General features: G+C 44.0%; 16 protein-coding genes. 2 read left to right on the forward strand and 14 right to left on the reverse strand.

Annotation, left to right across the window (positions count from 1 at the left end; translation table 11 throughout):
* Positions 1-915 precede the first annotated feature (915 nt).
* The 8 genes from ACQ5BJ_RS04455 to pdhA form a co-directional block, all read right to left on the reverse strand.
* The gene (locus tag ACQ5BJ_RS04455) at positions 916-2,403 is read right to left on the reverse strand and encodes a glutamate synthase subunit beta (RefSeq protein ID WP_005549929.1); all 1,488 of its coding nucleotides are present in this window, start codon (positions 2,401-2,403) and stop codon (positions 916-918) included.
* 202 nt (positions 2,404-2,605) lie between these two features.
* The gene (locus ACQ5BJ_RS04460) at positions 2,606-3,103 is read right to left on the reverse strand and encodes a dihydrofolate reductase (protein ID WP_268599491.1); all 498 of its coding nucleotides are present in this window, start codon (positions 3,101-3,103) and stop codon (positions 2,606-2,608) included.
* A 70-nt stretch (positions 3,104-3,173) separates the two neighbouring features.
* On the reverse strand, positions 3,174-3,968 hold the full coding sequence (thyA, locus tag ACQ5BJ_RS04465) for a thymidylate synthase (protein WP_005549927.1): 795 nt from the start codon (positions 3,966-3,968) through the stop codon (positions 3,174-3,176).
* A 214-nt stretch (positions 3,969-4,182) separates the two neighbouring features.
* Positions 4,183-4,665 carry a zinc ribbon domain-containing protein gene (locus tag ACQ5BJ_RS04470; protein ID WP_005549926.1) on the reverse strand — a complete coding sequence of 161 codons (483 nt, stop codon included), beginning with the start codon at positions 4,663-4,665 and terminating at the stop codon, positions 4,183-4,185.
* A gap of 224 nt (positions 4,666-4,889) precedes the next feature.
* Positions 4,890-6,308, reverse strand: coding sequence for a dihydrolipoyl dehydrogenase (gene lpdA / locus ACQ5BJ_RS04475; protein ID WP_005549925.1), 1,419 nt, complete (start codon positions 6,306-6,308; stop codon positions 4,890-4,892).
* Between the two features lie 6 nt (positions 6,309-6,314).
* Positions 6,315-7,586: a dihydrolipoamide acetyltransferase family protein gene (locus ACQ5BJ_RS04480; protein WP_430108799.1), complete on the reverse strand. Its 1,272-nt coding sequence runs from the start codon at positions 7,584-7,586 to the stop codon at positions 6,315-6,317.
* A 37-nt stretch (positions 7,587-7,623) separates the two neighbouring features.
* Entirely contained in the window at positions 7,624-8,601 is a 978-nt protein-coding gene (locus ACQ5BJ_RS04485) for an alpha-ketoacid dehydrogenase subunit beta (protein WP_005549923.1), read from the reverse strand.
* A gap of 97 nt (positions 8,602-8,698) precedes the next feature.
* On the reverse strand, positions 8,699-9,766 hold the full coding sequence (pdhA, locus tag ACQ5BJ_RS04490; RefSeq protein ID WP_005549922.1) for a pyruvate dehydrogenase (acetyl-transferring) E1 component subunit alpha: 1,068 nt from the start codon (positions 9,764-9,766) through the stop codon (positions 8,699-8,701).
* Between the two features lie 320 nt (positions 9,767-10,086).
* Between pdhA and ACQ5BJ_RS04495 the strand changes: the two genes are divergently transcribed.
* Entirely contained in the window at positions 10,087-10,818 is a 732-nt protein-coding gene (locus ACQ5BJ_RS04495; protein WP_268599490.1) for an alpha/beta hydrolase, read from the forward strand.
* A 127-nt stretch (positions 10,819-10,945) separates the two neighbouring features.
* Here ACQ5BJ_RS04495 and ACQ5BJ_RS04500 read toward each other — a convergent pair whose 3' ends face one another.
* Positions 10,946-11,437 carry a low molecular weight protein-tyrosine-phosphatase gene (locus ACQ5BJ_RS04500; protein ID WP_268599489.1) on the reverse strand — a complete coding sequence of 164 codons (492 nt, stop codon included), beginning with the start codon at positions 11,435-11,437 and terminating at the stop codon, positions 10,946-10,948.
* Positions 11,438-11,652: 215 nt separating this feature from the next.
* Here ACQ5BJ_RS04500 and ACQ5BJ_RS04505 point away from each other — a divergent pair, with 215 nt between their 5' ends.
* On the forward strand, positions 11,653-12,321 hold the full coding sequence (locus ACQ5BJ_RS04505) for a thiamine diphosphokinase (RefSeq protein ID WP_005549919.1): 669 nt from the start codon (positions 11,653-11,655) through the stop codon (positions 12,319-12,321).
* A gap of 113 nt (positions 12,322-12,434) precedes the next feature.
* Here the strand turns inward: ACQ5BJ_RS04505 and chrA are convergent, their stop codons facing one another.
* From chrA to ACQ5BJ_RS04530, 5 genes are all read right to left on the reverse strand, one after another.
* On the reverse strand, positions 12,435-13,658 hold the full coding sequence (chrA, locus tag ACQ5BJ_RS04510) for a chromate efflux transporter (protein WP_430108804.1): 1,224 nt from the start codon (positions 13,656-13,658) through the stop codon (positions 12,435-12,437).
* 144 nt (positions 13,659-13,802) lie between these two features.
* Positions 13,803-14,777: a hypothetical protein gene (locus ACQ5BJ_RS04515; RefSeq protein ID WP_430108807.1), complete on the reverse strand. Its 975-nt coding sequence runs from the start codon at positions 14,775-14,777 to the stop codon at positions 13,803-13,805.
* Positions 14,764-15,315 (reverse strand): hypothetical protein, encoded by a 552-nt coding sequence (locus ACQ5BJ_RS04520; protein WP_268599486.1) that lies wholly within the window; start codon positions 15,313-15,315, stop codon positions 14,764-14,766. The genes ACQ5BJ_RS04515 and ACQ5BJ_RS04520 overlap by 14 nt, the downstream gene beginning before the upstream one ends.
* Positions 15,316-15,325: 10 nt before the next feature.
* Positions 15,326-15,700: a hypothetical protein gene (locus ACQ5BJ_RS04525; RefSeq protein WP_268599485.1), complete on the reverse strand. Its 375-nt coding sequence runs from the start codon at positions 15,698-15,700 to the stop codon at positions 15,326-15,328.
* 79 nt (positions 15,701-15,779) lie between these two features.
* Positions 15,780-16,250, reverse strand: coding sequence for a hypothetical protein (locus ACQ5BJ_RS04530; protein WP_005549910.1), 471 nt, complete (start codon positions 16,248-16,250; stop codon positions 15,780-15,782).
* Positions 16,251-16,259 lie beyond the last annotated feature (9 nt).

Genomic DNA, 16,259 nt, shown 5'->3' on the forward strand with positions numbered 1-16,259 from the left:
TAACCATTATCGTTAAATTACTGATCGGTTAACGCTATAAATAATATAGATCGATCAAATTTTAATGGAAATCATCCCACAAATTTGCGAATCGAATACAACATTTCTAATCAAGCAAGAGGATATCCTAGAATCTGATATTATTCAACTATTTATTTGCGACATATAATGCGTTTATTCGACCTTTGACTGATTTATTTGTCGATTTCTGGGATTCAATATTTTGACGATATTAAGAAAAAACGCATTTTCTTCGTTTTTTATGGCAACATGGTTTAATATAATTATTTTGTAAAATGCTTCTATGAATAGGGATAACGCCGTCGCATATTGGTATTACGTACTGCTTACATCCTAAAAGTAGCCTGGTCTTACATAAAATTAAATCACCTTCAAGAAAATGTTTTTTTATGTCGTAAAATATGAGGACAATATCGGATTTTTTTGTCGTCAACGAGAGCGATCTATTCAAAAGAAGTAAAAATGCAAGCCAATTCAGATGAGATTGGAAGTATGCCGTAACAACAATCATGGAACAGTTAAGGATGCGAAAAGTTAACTCGCCTAAATATCTAAATGGCAATAGGAGTATCGGGAAGGTGAACTCCATCGTTTAGAGCAACCAGTTGGTAATTAATATAACTAAAGCCTCGATAAAAAACTCGCAACCGATATTACGTATTTGGTGAAAACACAACGACCGCCATCGTTGAGCAGACCATTCGAGACTACATTACCTCCAATAAATCAATTTGTATTCAAACGAAACGAAACAGCCAGTCGCCGATTAATTTCGACGCCTGGCTGTTTAACTTGCAAGTTGTTGTGTTCCTTATCTGATAAATGAGAGTTAGTCCCTAGAAGGCACAGCTTCTCCCTGCATGGATTACATAACTTTAACATCCTTGAACCGTGTTATGGCAGCAACGTCGATCCCATCAAATAACGGTCTACTTCCCGCGCTGCCTCACGGCCTTCGTTAATCGCCCAGACGACAAGACTCTGGCCGCGTCTCATATCGCCTGCCGCAAAAACTTTATCAACATTCGTGATATACTTGCCATATTGCGACTTTACATTCGTACGGCGATCTGTCTCCAAGCCAAGCTGCTGAATTAGGGTCTGTTCCGGTCCATCAAATCCGATTGCAATTAAAACGAGCTGAGCCGGAAATACACGCTCTGTCCCCGGAATCGGCTTATAGCTCTTCTTTCCGAATTCATCCACGATCCGTTTGATCTGCACCGTATGAAGCTCCTTGATATAGCCATTCCCATCACCGACGAACTTGGTCGTCATAATGGAGAATTCGCGCGGATCATTGCCATACAAGGCTTTTGCTTCCTCATGAGCATAATCTAATGTATATACGTTCGGGAACTGCGGCCAAGGATTGATGCTAGCATCTCGTGTCAACGGCGCCATCTCATGCGTGCCGAATTGAGTTACGCTGCGGCATCCATGACGCAGCGCTGTAGCCACACAATCAGTTCCGGTGTCCCCACCGCCGATGACGATCACATCCTTGCCCTTCGCATGAATGAACTGGCCATCCTCCAGCTTGGAATCCAGGTAGCTCTTAATCGTACCGTTCAAGTAATCCATCGCATAGTGAATTCCTTGCAAATTGCTTCCTTCGATTTGGAACTCACGCGGTTTTGTGGCGCCACCGCATAAAACGACAGCATCATGAGAGACAACTAACTGCTCTGCAGGTATGTCCTTGCCAATCTCCGTATTCGTCAAAAATTGAATGCCTTCCGCTTCTAGAAGCTGAATGCGTCGATCCACAACATGTTTCTCGAGCTTCATTGTCGGGATCCCGTACGTAAGTAGACCTCCTAAACGATCTGCCCGCTCAAAGACAGTAACCGAATGACCTGCCTTGTTTAATTGAGCGGCACAGGCAAGTCCAGCAGGGCCAGAGCCTACGATTGCTACATGCTTCCCAGTTCGCTGAGCAGGAGGCTCGGGCTGCACCCAACCTTCCGCAAATCCGCGCTCGATAATTGCTTCTTCTATCGTCTTAATCGTAACCGGCTGGCCGATCAAACCTACCGTGCAAGAGCCCTCACAAGGTGCAGGACATACGCGCCCTGTGAATTCAGGGAAGTTATTCGTCTTGTGCAGACGCTCAAGAGCCTCCTGCCATAACCCACGATACACGAGTTGATTCCATTCTGGAATTAGATTGTGTACGGGACAGCCTGATGTTCCTCCCGTCATTTCAATACCAGTATGACAATACGGAGTTCCACAGTCCATACAGCGGGCCCCTTGCATACGAAGCTCTTCTTCACTTAAATGTTTATGGAACTCTTCCCAATCCTTCATCCGTTCCAAGGGATCGCGATCAGCCGGAATCTGACGGCGATACTCCATAAATCCAGTAGGTGTTGACATGCGATTTCCTCCATCCGTCCATCCGTATATTTGTACGAGTTAGGTTGATTGGTATTTTTATTCCTGTAATTGTTAATGTATCGTTTTTCATTGCACTCTTCGACATGTTATTTCAACCTATCCTACTCAATTTATACCTATATTCCAATGGAGTCATGAACAAATCATTTGCATTTCTTCACACAGCAGCAACTTCAACCTACTAGTTTTTCGATCTATTTTTCCGCAAATAGGACTGGAATTGGTGAGAATACGCATTCTTTTCATCCACAATGCCCGGCTGCTCCCATTCCAGCTCCCATACATGCTCATCATATGCCGGAAACCGCTCGTCGCCTTCAAATGTACCCGAAATCCGGGTTACAAGCAGCTTATCCGCATGAGGCATGAAAAGATTGTAAATTTGTGCTCCACCAATAATCATCACTTCTTCATTTTGGGCAAGCTCAAGTACGGGATTGATGTCAGTAATGACTTCGGCATCATCCGTACGCCACTCCGAATTACGCGTCAGCACGAGATTGCGACGCTTCGGTAGTGCTCCATTCAGCGATTCATACGTTTTTCTGCCCATAACAACGGTCTTGCCTTTCGTATTCTCACGGAAAAACTTCATATCATTCGGCAGGTGCCATGGCATCCCGTTATCCTTGCCGATAAGCCGCTGTTCATCCATCGCCCATATCATCGTAATCGACAAATTCAATTCCTCCTTGGTTCGTTTGTTGCAGAGTCACAGAAGTCGAATGTAATCATTACGTTCGCTGCTCTTACACAGCTACAGGCGCTTTGATTGCCGGGTGATATTCGTAGCCTTCAAATTCAAAATCCTCAAAGCGATAATCAAAGATCGATTCTGGCTTGCGCTTAATGACCAGCTTTGGAAGCGGCAACGGTTCACGCTGCAACTGCGTGTTCACCTGCTCCAAATGGTTAGAGTAAATATGGACGTCACCACCGCTCCATATGAACTCACCTACCTCCAAATCGCATTGCTGAGCAACCATATGCGTCAACAGCGCGTAGCTAGCAATATTGAACGGCAATCCAAGGAATGTATCCACGGAACGCATGTTCAATAAACAGCTCAGCTTGCCCTCCGCAACGTAAAATTGGAAGGAATAGTGGCAAGGAGGCAGCTTCATTTGGTCGACCTCTCCTACATTCCATGCTGACACGAGCAAGCGGCGAGAATCCGGATTCGACTTAATTTGTTCAATAACATTCGTGATTTGGTCAATCGTACGACCGTCTTTCGTCTCCCACTTCCGCCATTGAGATCCGTAGACAGGGCCAAGATTACCGTTCTCGTCTGCCCACTCATCCCAAATCGTTACCTTGTTTTCCTTCAAGTAGCCGATATTCGTATCGCCGCTAAGGAACCACAGCAGCTCATGAATAATCGAACGAAGATGCAGACGCTTCGTCGTCACGAGCGGGAAGCCTTCATTTAGGTCAAATCGAAGCTGCCGGCCAAATACTGAGATAGTACCTGTCCCCGTGCGATCCTCTTTTTTCACACCATGATCCAAAATATCCTGCAACAATGCCAAATATGATTTCATTCTCTATCCACTCACTTTCCTTACCGTTCTGAAGTGTATCTTACCTAGTGTACCATTCCGAAGTAAAAAAATCATCGGGTATCCCATTCCATTATCATTGTGTTGATTGTATACCAAGTTGCGCCTTACCTTAAGGTTACTTGATTCTCATTCTCTAAAGGAGGCAAAATCAAAAGCAAAATCCGGGCATATTATACCCGGATGCATCACCATCTTATTGCTGCCCTTCGAATTTATGTCCACATTCCGCACAAAAGCTAGAGCTTTTCTCACTTGCTACCTGACACACTGGACATACAACCATCACTTTTATTTCTCCATTTTCCATATTTGGATTATGATCTACAAAGTGATGACCACAACTCGAGCAAAACTTCGTATCTAATGCAGCAGGTTTACTACAAGCCGGACACAACTTCTCATTCTGCACGGTGCGAATTCGGTCTTCAATTTCCTGAATTTCGGCTTTCTTTTGATTGACCTGTTCACTAAAGAGTAACAGTTGATCACTTATCTCTTCTAATGACTCATTTTGCATGGCATGATATACACATTCTCCCATACGACTGTAAATGCCCGTAATTTCTTTTTCCTTTGAGGATATTTGAAATTTCAACCGATTTACCTCTATCGTGGTCTGTGCTTTTTTGCCTGCTTCCGCCGCACCTTGTTTTAATTTATCAAAGAAATTGCTCATAGTATCCTCTCCATTCCGTAAATGTGTACTTATCATCAATACATTGGTATTAGTAATATAGAAGAAAAATCCCCTATTTATTACATTGATGACCTTTTACAACCAGTACCATTTACATCTCGGTAAAAAAAAGCCCCCGCAGCGCTGCTGCAAGGGCAAAAGCAAATCAATATATAAACAGAACCGTAACAGAACGTATACAGAACCCTCAGAGAGAGAGGGGATTACTTACCTACCGTGTGGATTGGGTGACCAAGAACAACTTCGGCAGCTTCCATCACGATTTCACCAAGTGTTGGGTGAGCGTGGATTGTAAGAGCCAAGTCTTCTACAGTTGCAGCCATTTCAACTGCCAAGCCCATCTCCGCGATCAAGTTCGATGCTTCAGGACCAACGATTTGAGAACCGAGAACGATACCTGTGTCAGCATCGGATACGATTTTCACGAAGCCGTCAACGCTGCCGCCGAGGGACAACGCACGACCGTTACCTGCATAAGGGAATTTACCAGCTTTCACTTTGAAGCCTTTTTCCTTCGCTTCGGATTCAGACAATCCTACGCTTGCGCACTCTGGATCAGTGAAGCATACTGCAGGGATGCACTTGTAATCTACAACGCTAGGCATTCCAGCGATTGCTTCTGCAGCCACTTTACCTTCGTAAGAAGCTTTGTGAGCCAATGCAGGACCAGCAACGATATCACCGATAGCGAAGATGTGCGGAATGCTTGTGCGACCTTGATGGTCAACTTCGATCAAGCCGCGATCAGTCATTTTCACACCGATCATGTCCAGACCAAGCTCACCGTCTGTGTTCGGACGACGACCAACTGTTACGAGCAAGTAGTCAGCTGTCACTTCTTTGGACTCGCCGCCAACTGTGAATTTCACAGTAACGTCTTTGTCTGTTTGTGTAGCAGACTCAGCTTTAGCACCAGTGAAGATCTCAACATTGGATTTCTTCATGTTTTTCGATACAAGTTGTGTCATGTCTTTATCGAAGCCAGGAAGAACCATGTCCGCGCCTTCGATAACTGTTACTTTCGTGCCGAACTTGGAGTACATTTGACCAAGCTCAGCGCCGATGTAGCCGCCACCGATAACGATCAATGAATTAGGAACTTCTTGCAATTCCAAAGCTTCTGTCGAAGACAGGATGCGTCCAGTGAATGGGAATGGCTTCAATTCGATTGGACGGGAACCTGTTGCGATGATGCAGTTTTTGAACTTGTAGCGCGGTGCTTCTTGATCGTTGAAGACACGTGCTTCATTTTCATTGATGAACATGCATTCGCCTTTGAACACTTGAACTTTGTTAGCTTTCAACAAAGCGCCTACGCCGCCAGTCAATTTCTTAACTACGCCGCCTTTGAATTCTTGCACTTTTTTGAAGTCAACTTTTACGTTTTCTGCAGTAATACCGATTGCAGAAGCGTGTTGTGTTACTTCATATTGATGTGCTGCGCTAATAAGCGCTTTGGATGGAATACAACCGCGGTTCAAGCAAACACCGCCGAGTTCGGATTTATCTACGATGAGTACGCTTTGGCCGAGTTGGGCAGCGCGAATCGCTGCCACGTAACCGCCAGGGCCTGCCCCGATAACCAAAGTGTCAATATTCAAAGATGCGTCTCCTACTACCATTTCCGGTTACACCTCCATTACAAGCAACTCAGGGTTAGCAAGCAGTTGCTTGATGTAGTTCATAAAGTTTTGAGCTGTCGCGCCGTCGATCAGACGGTGGTCGAAGCTGAGGGACAAAGCCATAACTGGCGCTGCCACGATTTCGCCGTTCTTCACAACTGGTTTCTCGGAGATACGGCCTGTACCCAAGATTGCAACTTCTGGGAAGTTGATGATCGGAGTAAAGAACATACCGCCAGCAGAACCGATGTTAGTGATTGTAATTGTGCTGCCTTTCAATTCGTTCGGGCCAAGTTTGCCTTCGCGACCACGGCTAGCCAAGTCTTTAATATCATCAGCGATCATCCAGATGCTGCGACGATCTGCATCATTGATAACAGGAACGATCAAGCCATTGTCTGTATCTGTTGCAATACCGATGTTGTAGTATTTTTTGTACACGATTTCGTTGTTTGCTTCGTCGATCATTGCGTTCATCGCAGGGAATTGACGGCAAGCTGCAACGAGTGCTTTTACGATGAATGGAAGGTAAGTTACTTTTATACCTTTCTTCTCCATCATTGGCTTCAAGCGTGTGCGGAAAGCAACAAGCTCGCCAACTTCCACTTCGTCCATGATTGTAACGTGTGGAGCTGTATAAGCCGATTTAACCATTGCATTGGAGATCGCTTTGCGGATACCTTTGAATGGTACGCGCTCTTCTTCAGCTGCACGCCCTGTTGCAGGTGCTGCAGGTGCTGCTGTTTTCGCTTCTTCTGCTTTTGGTGCTGCAGCTGCTGCTGAAGCTGCAGGTGCTCCGCCGTTAGCGAATGCATCTACATCTTCACGAGTGATTTTACCGTTCTTGCCTGTAGCAGGAACTTCAGCAATGTTCACGCCAAGATCGCGAGCATGTTTGCGAACGCTTGGAGTTGCAAGAACATCACGGTTAGGTGCTGTTGCTACGCCTTCAGCTTTAGGAGCTTCAGCTGCTGCTGGTGCAGGAGCTGCTTCCTCTTGAGCTGCTTCTTCTGGCATATCTTGCTCAGGAATGTCACCTTCAGCGTCGATGATCGCTACAACTTCGCCCATGTGGCATACTTGACCATCTTTCGCGAATACTTCCAATACCGTACCATTTACAGGGCAAGGAACTTCAACGATAGCTTTATCGTTTTGTACTTCCATGATGATGTCATCATCAGTTACCTTGTCTCCTGCTTTAATGTGCATTTTAATAATTTCGCCTTCGTGAAGGCCCTCCCCTAGTTCAGGGAAGCGATACTCAAATTTAGCCACAGTAAAATCCTCCTTCTACTCTCTGTTCGGTTCTCTCTTAGAAGTTCAATACTTTATTGACGCCATCTACGATGCGAGCTGGTGTAGGCAACCATTGATCTTCGATTTGTGCGAAAGGATACACTGTATCTGGACCTGCAACGCGAAGTACAGGTGCTTCCAAGTGAAGAATCGCTTTTTCGTTGATTTGCGCAATAACCTCTGCAGCTACGCCGGAAGTTTTTTGTGCTTCTTGTACAACGATTGCGCGGTTCGTTTTCTTGATGGACTCAACGATTGTGTCGATATCAAGCGGCGCCAAAGTGCGAAGGTCGATTACTTCTGCTTGTACGCCTTGCTTTTCAAGCTCAGCAGCAGCTTTCATTGCTGTATGAACCATCAAGCCGTATGCAAGAATTGTTACGTCTTTACCTTCACGAACAACTTTTGCTTTACCGATCTCAACTGTATATTCGCCTTCTGGAACTTCATCACGGAACGCATGGTACAGGTTCAAGTGTTCCATGAAGAATACTGGATCATTGTCACGGATTGCGGAAATCATCAATCCTTTTGCATCGTAAGGATTGGAAGGAACAATAACCTTGATACCAGGAGTTTGTACCATCAATCCTTCTAGCGAGTCAGTGTGCAATTCTGCAGCTTTTACGCCGCCACCAAATGGTGTACGGAATACGATTGGCGCATTGTAGCGGCCGCCGGAACGGAAGCGCATACGTGCTGCTTGAACGCACATTTGGTCAAGTGCTTCATAGATGAAACCTACGAATTGGATTTCAGCAACAGGACGGAAGCCTTGAACACCAAGACCTACTGCCAAACCGCCAATTGCCGACTCCGCAAGCGGTGTATCGAATACACGCTCTTCACCAAATTCTTTTTGCAAACCTTCAGTCGCACGGAATACTCCGCCGACATGGCCAACGTCTTCCCCAAAGACCACAACATTAGGGTCTCGTTTCAACTCAACGCGCATTGCGTCGCGAATCGCTTCTTTCATATTCATTTGTGCCATTGCTTCGTTTCCTCCTTACCGTTATCACAGAACCTTATATGGATTCGTTGTCCTCGCATCAATACGAGTCCCGTTAACTTTCAGATCGCTGTCCGAATTATTGGAAATCTGCTTTTTGCTCTTCCAAGAATTTCGGAGTTGTTTCGAACATGCTGTCGATCAAACCTGAAACAGTCATTTTCTCTGTCTTTTCAGCACGTTTGATTTCTTCGTTCACTTTTGCTTTTGCTTCATCTTTTACGCGAGCTGTGTCTTCTTCTGTCCAAAGACCTTTTTTCTCCAAGTATTTGCCGAAGCGCACGAGTGGATCTTTGATTGCCCATTCTGCTTCTTCGTCTTTTGTACGATATTTTGTAGTATCGTCCGCCATGGAGTGTGGACGGTAACGGTAAGTCAACGCTTCGATCAATGTTGCGCCCTCACCTTTACGTCCGCGTTCTGCAGCGATTTGAACAGCCTTGATAACGGCAAGTACGTCCATGCCGTCTACTTGCATGCCATGGATACCTGCTGCAACGGATTTGTGAGCGATCGACTTCGCATTTGTTTGTTTCGCAAATGGAGTTGTGATGGCATAACCGTTGTTTTGTACGAAGAAGATAACTGGCAAGTTGAATGCGCCTGCGAAGTTCAAGCCTTCGTAGAAGTCGCCCTCGGAAGAACCGCCGTCACCTGTGTATGTGATTGCAACTTGTGCTTGCTTTTTCAATTTGAAGCCCATAGCAATACCCATCGCGTGCAGGATTTGCGCACCGATGATGATTTGCGGCATCATTACGTTAACGCCTTCTGGAATTTGTCCACCATGTTGATGTCCACGGGAGTACAAGAATGCTTGGTACAATGGCAATCCGTGCCATACGATTTGCGGCATGTCACGATATGCTGGCACAACAAAGTCTTCTTTTTGCAAAGGATATACACTACCTACCATAGAAGCTTCTTGACCGGATACAGGTGCATAGAAACCAAGGCGGCCTTGACGACCGAGGTTGATTGCGCGATCATCCCATGTACGTGTAAATACCATACGGTACATGATTTCTTTCAATTGTTCGTCAGTCAGATCCGGAACCATATCCGGGTTAACAATTTCTCCTTCCGGAGACAAAACGGACAACGGTTGAATATCTTCCGTCTGAACTTCAAATGGGAACTTGCTCATGTTTTTCACCTCAATAAAAGTTTGAAGATTTTGTTTCGCTGTTATAGAATTATTATACACCTGTTTTAGTCGATTGGTCAAAATAAAACGCGAAAAAAGTGAACATTTTGTTGAATTGTTGTTATAACAGCTCTTATTTTTGACTATAACAGGGTGTTACAAATTTGTGAACTCACTCACATACTCGATACTTGTTCGCGGAACATTATATAGTAGAAAGCCAAAAATCCTGCTTTTTTCTATAGTGATTCTCTAATCAAGACCATCGAATTTAGTATTCACCAACATTGATAAAATTTTGCATGAAGGCGGTGCTATGCATGTCAGATTCTTCAATCTTAAAAAGAACTATTGTAAAACACGATATTCCAAGCAAATATCTCGAAGGAGGCAGCCGTCACGTTCGCGTATACTTGCCGCCGGGATACCAGGAAATTCTCAGCTACCCGGTTGTCTATTGTCAGGATGGAGAAGATTTCTTTAATTTCGGTCGCATTGCGACACACGCGAATCAGCTCATTATCGAAGACGATATGGAGCCATTTATTATCGTTGGTGTCGATGTAAATAAGAAAATTCGCACTTCAGAGTACGCTCCAGATGGAGAACGATTTGATTCGTATACACGTGCATTCGCAGAAGAAATTGTACCTGCAATCGAGCAGATGTATCCTGTTCGAACAGACTGGACAGAAATCACGCTTGCCGGTGATTCACTGGGGGGTACAGTATCTCTGCATTTGGCACTAAAATATCCTGATAAGTTCCGCCAAGTAATCTCATTATCCGGCGCCTATTATCCATATTCGCAGCAGCTAATTGCGAAGGAGCAGGATCTTTCATGGCTGCATCTCTTTATGATTGTTGGTTTGCAAGAGACGGCCTTTACAACTGATACGGGCACTTACAACTTCGTTGAATTGAACCGAGATACACATAAGCTTTTTACAGATCGAAAAGCACATGTCCACTATGCTGAGCATGATGGACATCATTTGTGGGGATTCTGGCAAAAATACGTCCCAGATGCTCTGCGTCATTTCCTAGACTAATCAAGCCCGCCTATCTTATAGCTGTCACATTACGAGCAATGATATGAGACATCCCTATTTAATAAAAAAAAGTAGTGGCATACAAGGATGTATGTCACTACTTTGATCCTATTATAATAAAATTTTGTCACATGAATTGATGTTCATTTTTGATTCGCTTTAATAAGCGCTCGCAACCTGTCTTAATTAAGCGGTATACCTCTTCGAAATTGCCTGTATAGTACGGATCAGGAACCTCGTCGCTATTCTCTTCCGGCAGCAAAGACATGAATCGAAGAACTTCTGATGTCCGAGTGTCTGAACCGTTCCAATCCAGCACATTACGTTCGTTGTTCGGATCCATACAAACAATATACGTAAACGTCTGAAAATCCGTCGGTATCAACTGGCGCGCTATCATCCCCTCATAAGTAATACCATGCTTGTCCAACAACTTGCGCGTTCCTTCATGCGGCGGATGACCGATATGCCAGTCCCCTGTTCCTGCTGAATCCACTTGAATCACGTGTTCCAAGCCCGCCTGCTTTACTTGGTCACGGAACACGGCCTCAGCCATAGGAGATCGGCAGATATTTCCCAAACAAACAAACAATACTTTTACTTTCGTACTTTCTGTCACAGAAGCTCCCTCCTTTATTATCACTATTTTACTGTTAGCGGAATTCCCCCAACATATAAATGGTCACATCCTCCATAAGATTTCACTTATTGTATCGACTGTCACTATGTAATGCAAATGGATTTTATATTTGGTTCGACTTGCATAATTCGATATAATAAAAAGGATGCAGCATGCCATCAACCCTATTAGTGAATTAAAGGAAGGTCTTTACATTGCCAAACGATCTAAAGTTACCCATAACACCATCACATATTGCCATTGTAGCTGGAGGAGCCATCTCGGAACAAATTCTGATGCAAATTCAAATTTGCGATTATATTATTGGTGCCGATCGAGGCGCACTATATCTTGTACAGCATCAAATCACACCTGATCTGGCCTTAGGGGATTTTGACTCTGTCACTGATGCTGAACGTGAACGAATTCGTGAATCAAGCAGGCAGTATACAGATTGTGACGCGATCGATAAAAATTATACCGATACAGAGCTTGCATTCAATCGTGCGTTAGCGATGAAACCATCGCAAATTACAATGTTCGGAGTAACCGGTACACGTCTTGATCACACGATGGCTAATATACATTTATTGCGTAAAGCCGTTGATGCAGGGATTATGTGTCGTATAATCAATGACCATAACATTATTATGTTAACAAACTCGACGGTAACACTTCAGACTAACAATTATCCTTACGTATCTTTACTTCCTTTGAGCTTAACGGTAACAGGGATTACATTAACCGGATTTAAGTATCCGCTTGATGATGCAACACTACATATCGGACAATCTCTAGGGGTTAGCAACGAATGGGATGATGTTGATGCCGCAACTATTCAAGTAAAGGAAGGCTACTTACTAATCATTTGCAGTCGCGATTGAATGTACACTGCTTTTCCTGCAATCTTATCCTCAATCTTCGTAAGAAAATAGCCATTTGATGCTCCAGTACGAATGACTGACATCAAATGGCTATTTGATAATCACTACTTTACTTACAACAGCAACATCCCCGACAAGGCAGACAGTAAAACCGTAATCAACGGCGATTGCTTCCATACGATAAGTGACATTACCCCAATGAGCACAATGCACATATGCAATGGAGTAGTAACTGATGTCGTAATTACAGGATCATATAGAGCAGCTAGCAATAATCCCACTACTGCTGCATTAACCCCATGTAATGCAGCTCGAACTACTCGACTTCGTCGGATATGCGACATAAATGGCAATACCGCCCCCATCAGTAAGTACGAAGGAAGGAAGATAAATAAAATTGACACAATAGCCAGTAAAACCCCAAAACTACCGTGGCTAATGGACGCCCCGATAAATGCCGCGAATGTAAACAATGGGCCCGGAACGGCCTGTGCTGCTCCATATCCCGCTAGCAATGTCGAATCGTCCAACAATTCCGCGGACATTAACTCCTGCTTAAGCATAGGTAAAACAACATGTCCTCCGCCAAATACTGATGCCCCTGTACGGTACATCATTTCCATAAGCTGAGTTAGTACACCGGGAATATATGAGCCCACTATGGGCAGGCCAACGAGCAGCAAGATAAATAGTGCCAGCATCCATTTTGCAAAAGTACGTGAAATCATGGTCATAACTTCTTCTTCGCATACGGTTGAAACGCCTCCATTTCTGGAGGTTAGTACAGATTCATCCAGTTCATTTCGGAACAATAAGACACCACCAGCTAGTGACAGTGCTATAATCATTAGCTGCGCGTATACGCCAGGCAGTAGAAGAGATAGAATAGCGGCAATGATAGCAATCGTTCTGCGGTGCGTATCAGTCGTCAATTGCTTATTCATTCCCCACAATGCTTGAATAATGATTGGGACAGCAGCAATCTTCAGTCCCTGCAGCCACCCTGGATCTTGATTAGGCATCCAGTTGATCCCATATGCAAATAAGGCAAGCAGACAAGCAGATGGGAACGTAAATCCCAGCCATGCTGCTATACCGCCAAGCCATCCTGCCCTGCTTATCCCAATTCCAATTCCTAGCTGGCTGCTAGAAGGGCCGGGAAGCATTTGACTAACAGCTAGCATATCTGCAAATTGTTGATCAGTAACCCATTTTAATTTCCGCACATAAGTTCTATGGAAATATCCAATATGCGCTGCTGGGCCTCCAAATGAGGTTACCCCCAATTGAAGTGCAGTCACAAACGTTTCTCGTAATTTCTTCCTATAGGTGCTCATTCTTGTTCGATTGCTCCTCGTCTCATCACCGTAATGTCTTCATATCTCCTATATTGTTAGCATGAGGCATGAATCGAGACAATAGATTTACAATATCTCAACATAGTGCCCTATATAATTGATGAATACACGAGAACCATTTCATTAGGGACATGATCTTATGAAATACCCTCGTTTAGCAGCATCAGGAGCAGACAAATAAGATTCTATCGCATCTGTAGGAGCGCATCTTCCAGGAAATGCATATTTAATTCCATTTATAATCGTGCCACGATAATTATCCCGCTTCAGCAGCCGTGAACCACCAAGTGCATAATGATTATATGTAGAGTAGCCTACAGGAAGACCTTGAATAAAAGCCATTACTCCGACATCATTAATCGTATTATGCCACTCTTCTTCAGAGATAGCTGGCAGTGTAAACGTGTAGGAAACGCCATTTCGCAGAGCAACCTCATTGTGTGCGTTAATCGTACTGGCCAATGCGTTCTGAACTGTATTCACGATTGTTGTACGTCTTACTGAATCGAAAAGATGATCATCCTTCAGAAGCGGAATTTCCGCCGTATCGTACTTCAACTCACGCTGATACCCTGTAATCCATCTTTTCGAAGACGGATGATATATCGTAACATAATCATCCAGCGTGAACCCGATTACATTTCCGTACTGATCCGTAAAGCCATATGGCAATGTAGGTTTCCATACATGATTCAGTATTGCATCTCCACTTCTGCCGACATACTCTTCTTCAGCATATATATCGAGACCATCGTAACCAATGATTGCAACCACCGGTATATATCGCTTCAACTCATCCTGTTTTCTGACACCATCCCATAGTCCAAAGTTAAGAAATAGCGTCATGAAAAATGATTCAACTGCATCGTCCCGACGAAGCTCAAGCCGCTTCTTTGATTCATAGCCTTCCTCTGTCTCCTTCCAAACTGCTAATGTCCGCAATGTGCGGGCCGCATCATCAACCGCTTGATTCATTGCGTCGTTAAACTTCAGCTCAAGCTGCAGCTTTTCCGCTTCCTCTCTTGCTTGCAGCTTATTCACCCAAAATAAAGGAAAACAGATTAAGACGAAAAGGATTGAGAATTTAACTATTTTCATTTCGAACCATTCCTCCGACAGGAATACGAATTCGCTCCGTTGGGCCAAACGAGCCAGTTAACCAGTCCATAATCATTGCGGCTCGCGTCCGATTCGTATTGCTCACAGATACAAAGAAATAGTCACCAATGCTAAGCTTGTATTTACGTGTAGTTGATTCGACAGATTGACCATCTCCTGGAAACATTTTTTCCATAATCATTGCTTTATTGTTCAATTGATACCGAATCGAATAGTCACCAGCAAACGTACTATTCTGAACGGGATCCGTGTATATTGGATCATATTTTTTCTCATAATGTTCTACAACAACCTCGTATGTATTTCCTGTCCGCTCGATATCCGTCATAAAATCATTCCACATGACAGGTGTAATCGCTCCCTTATCCCTTACCGCATCTGAAAATGTAGATGCACTTCTCATCACATACATCACAGCCAAATCATCCTGCCGCTGATATGATTCTAATATCGGGTAAAGGAATAGCAGCAAAACTCCTATCATCACACTAAGCAGCTTCAACACTGCATTCCCCACACGAATCCTCCTACCTGAAGATCATTTTTCGGATGTCGCCACCTTCATTTCGTTCCACGCTAAGTTCATAACGCTTGGTTCGCGATATCGCATCGAGTTGAATCTGATCAAGATGGATTGGTGAAGTAAATCTCAAGCCTTCGACTACTAGTTCAACATTTGTCCTCAACTGCCCAATAAACAAAATGACGTCAGCGCCTGTTATAGACTTGGAGCGTATCGGATCAATCGTTGCGCGAACACTGCGATCCTTATCTTGGTTCGCAGAGTCCACTTGTCGAATTACAGAAGATGTACTTCCAATCATTTGTAGAGCGACAGCCAATGCGACTACTAACAATATGGATGCTACCGCTAGTTCAACCATTCGACTCGCATGATACATACTGAATTACTCCTTTAAGAAATAGCGACTATTGTAAAAGTATATTGATTCTGCCATCACACAGTTGGTAATTAATCCCCTATTGCTGCTCAAAAACAATTCCTCTTGTCACATTGCTGGAATCAACAATTAATTTTGCTTTAAACTTACCGCTTGGATTCACATAGTTATCCGACGACTCATTCAATGCCGAATCAATACTGTCATTTCGATTGTTACCTGCAATTTCGCCATTTGGCAGCACATAATAACCATAATGGTTCCCATCTGATTTGCTGGCTCTGTTTTTGCCTGTAACTACACGAATACCAAATTGATCTTGTTTAAAAAACTTCCGTATTGCATTGATAACCTGAGAACCGCTTACCGAGGTATTATCATATACCGTAAAAGATGCCTTGCTCAGCTCTGTCTGGATGGAGGAAAACTCATTTTGCGCCGTCTTCGTTGCCTCTTGTGCGCTGACGAACAATAAGACAACGATCGTAATTAATGCAATGGTAAGAAAAATCCCTGCTGCCACCTTCAATGCAGATTGGGCATTATTCATACTTCATAC

Source organism: Paenibacillus sp. B1-35 (genome assembly GCF_050474385.1).
Lineage (GTDB): Bacteria > Bacillota > Bacilli > Paenibacillales > Paenibacillaceae > Paenibacillus_B > Paenibacillus_B alvei.

Coding starts and splice junctions, on each gene's coding strand:
- lpdA (WP_005549925.1), bottom strand. CDS start 6,308: ATGGTAGTAGGAGACGCATCTTTGAATATTGACACTTTGGTTATCGGG.
- ACQ5BJ_RS04455 (WP_005549929.1), bottom strand. CDS start 2,403: ATGTCAACACCTACTGGATTTATGGAGTATCGCCGTCAGATTCCGGCT.
- pdhA (WP_005549922.1), bottom strand. CDS start 9,766: ATGAGCAAGTTCCCATTTGAAGTTCAGACGGAAGATATTCAACCGTTG.
- chrA (WP_430108804.1), bottom strand. CDS start 13,658: ATGAGCACCTATAGGAAGAAATTACGAGAAACGTTTGTGACTGCACTT.
- ACQ5BJ_RS04470 (WP_005549926.1), bottom strand. CDS start 4,665: ATGAGCAATTTCTTTGATAAATTAAAACAAGGTGCGGCGGAAGCAGGC.
- ACQ5BJ_RS04525 (WP_268599485.1), bottom strand. CDS start 15,700: ATGTATCATGCGAGTCGAATGGTTGAACTAGCGGTAGCATCCATATTG.
- ACQ5BJ_RS04485 (WP_005549923.1), bottom strand. CDS start 8,601: ATGGCACAAATGAATATGAAAGAAGCGATTCGCGACGCAATGCGCGTT.
- ACQ5BJ_RS04495 (WP_268599490.1), top strand. CDS start 10,087: ATGTCAGATTCTTCAATCTTAAAAAGAACTATTGTAAAACACGATATT.
- thyA (WP_005549927.1), bottom strand. CDS start 3,968: ATGAAATCATATTTGGCATTGTTGCAGGATATTTTGGATCATGGTGTG.
- ACQ5BJ_RS04530 (WP_005549910.1), bottom strand. CDS start 16,250: ATGAATAATGCCCAATCTGCATTGAAGGTGGCAGCAGGGATTTTTCTT.
- ACQ5BJ_RS04515 (WP_430108807.1), bottom strand. CDS start 14,777: ATGAAAATAGTTAAATTCTCAATCCTTTTCGTCTTAATCTGTTTTCCT.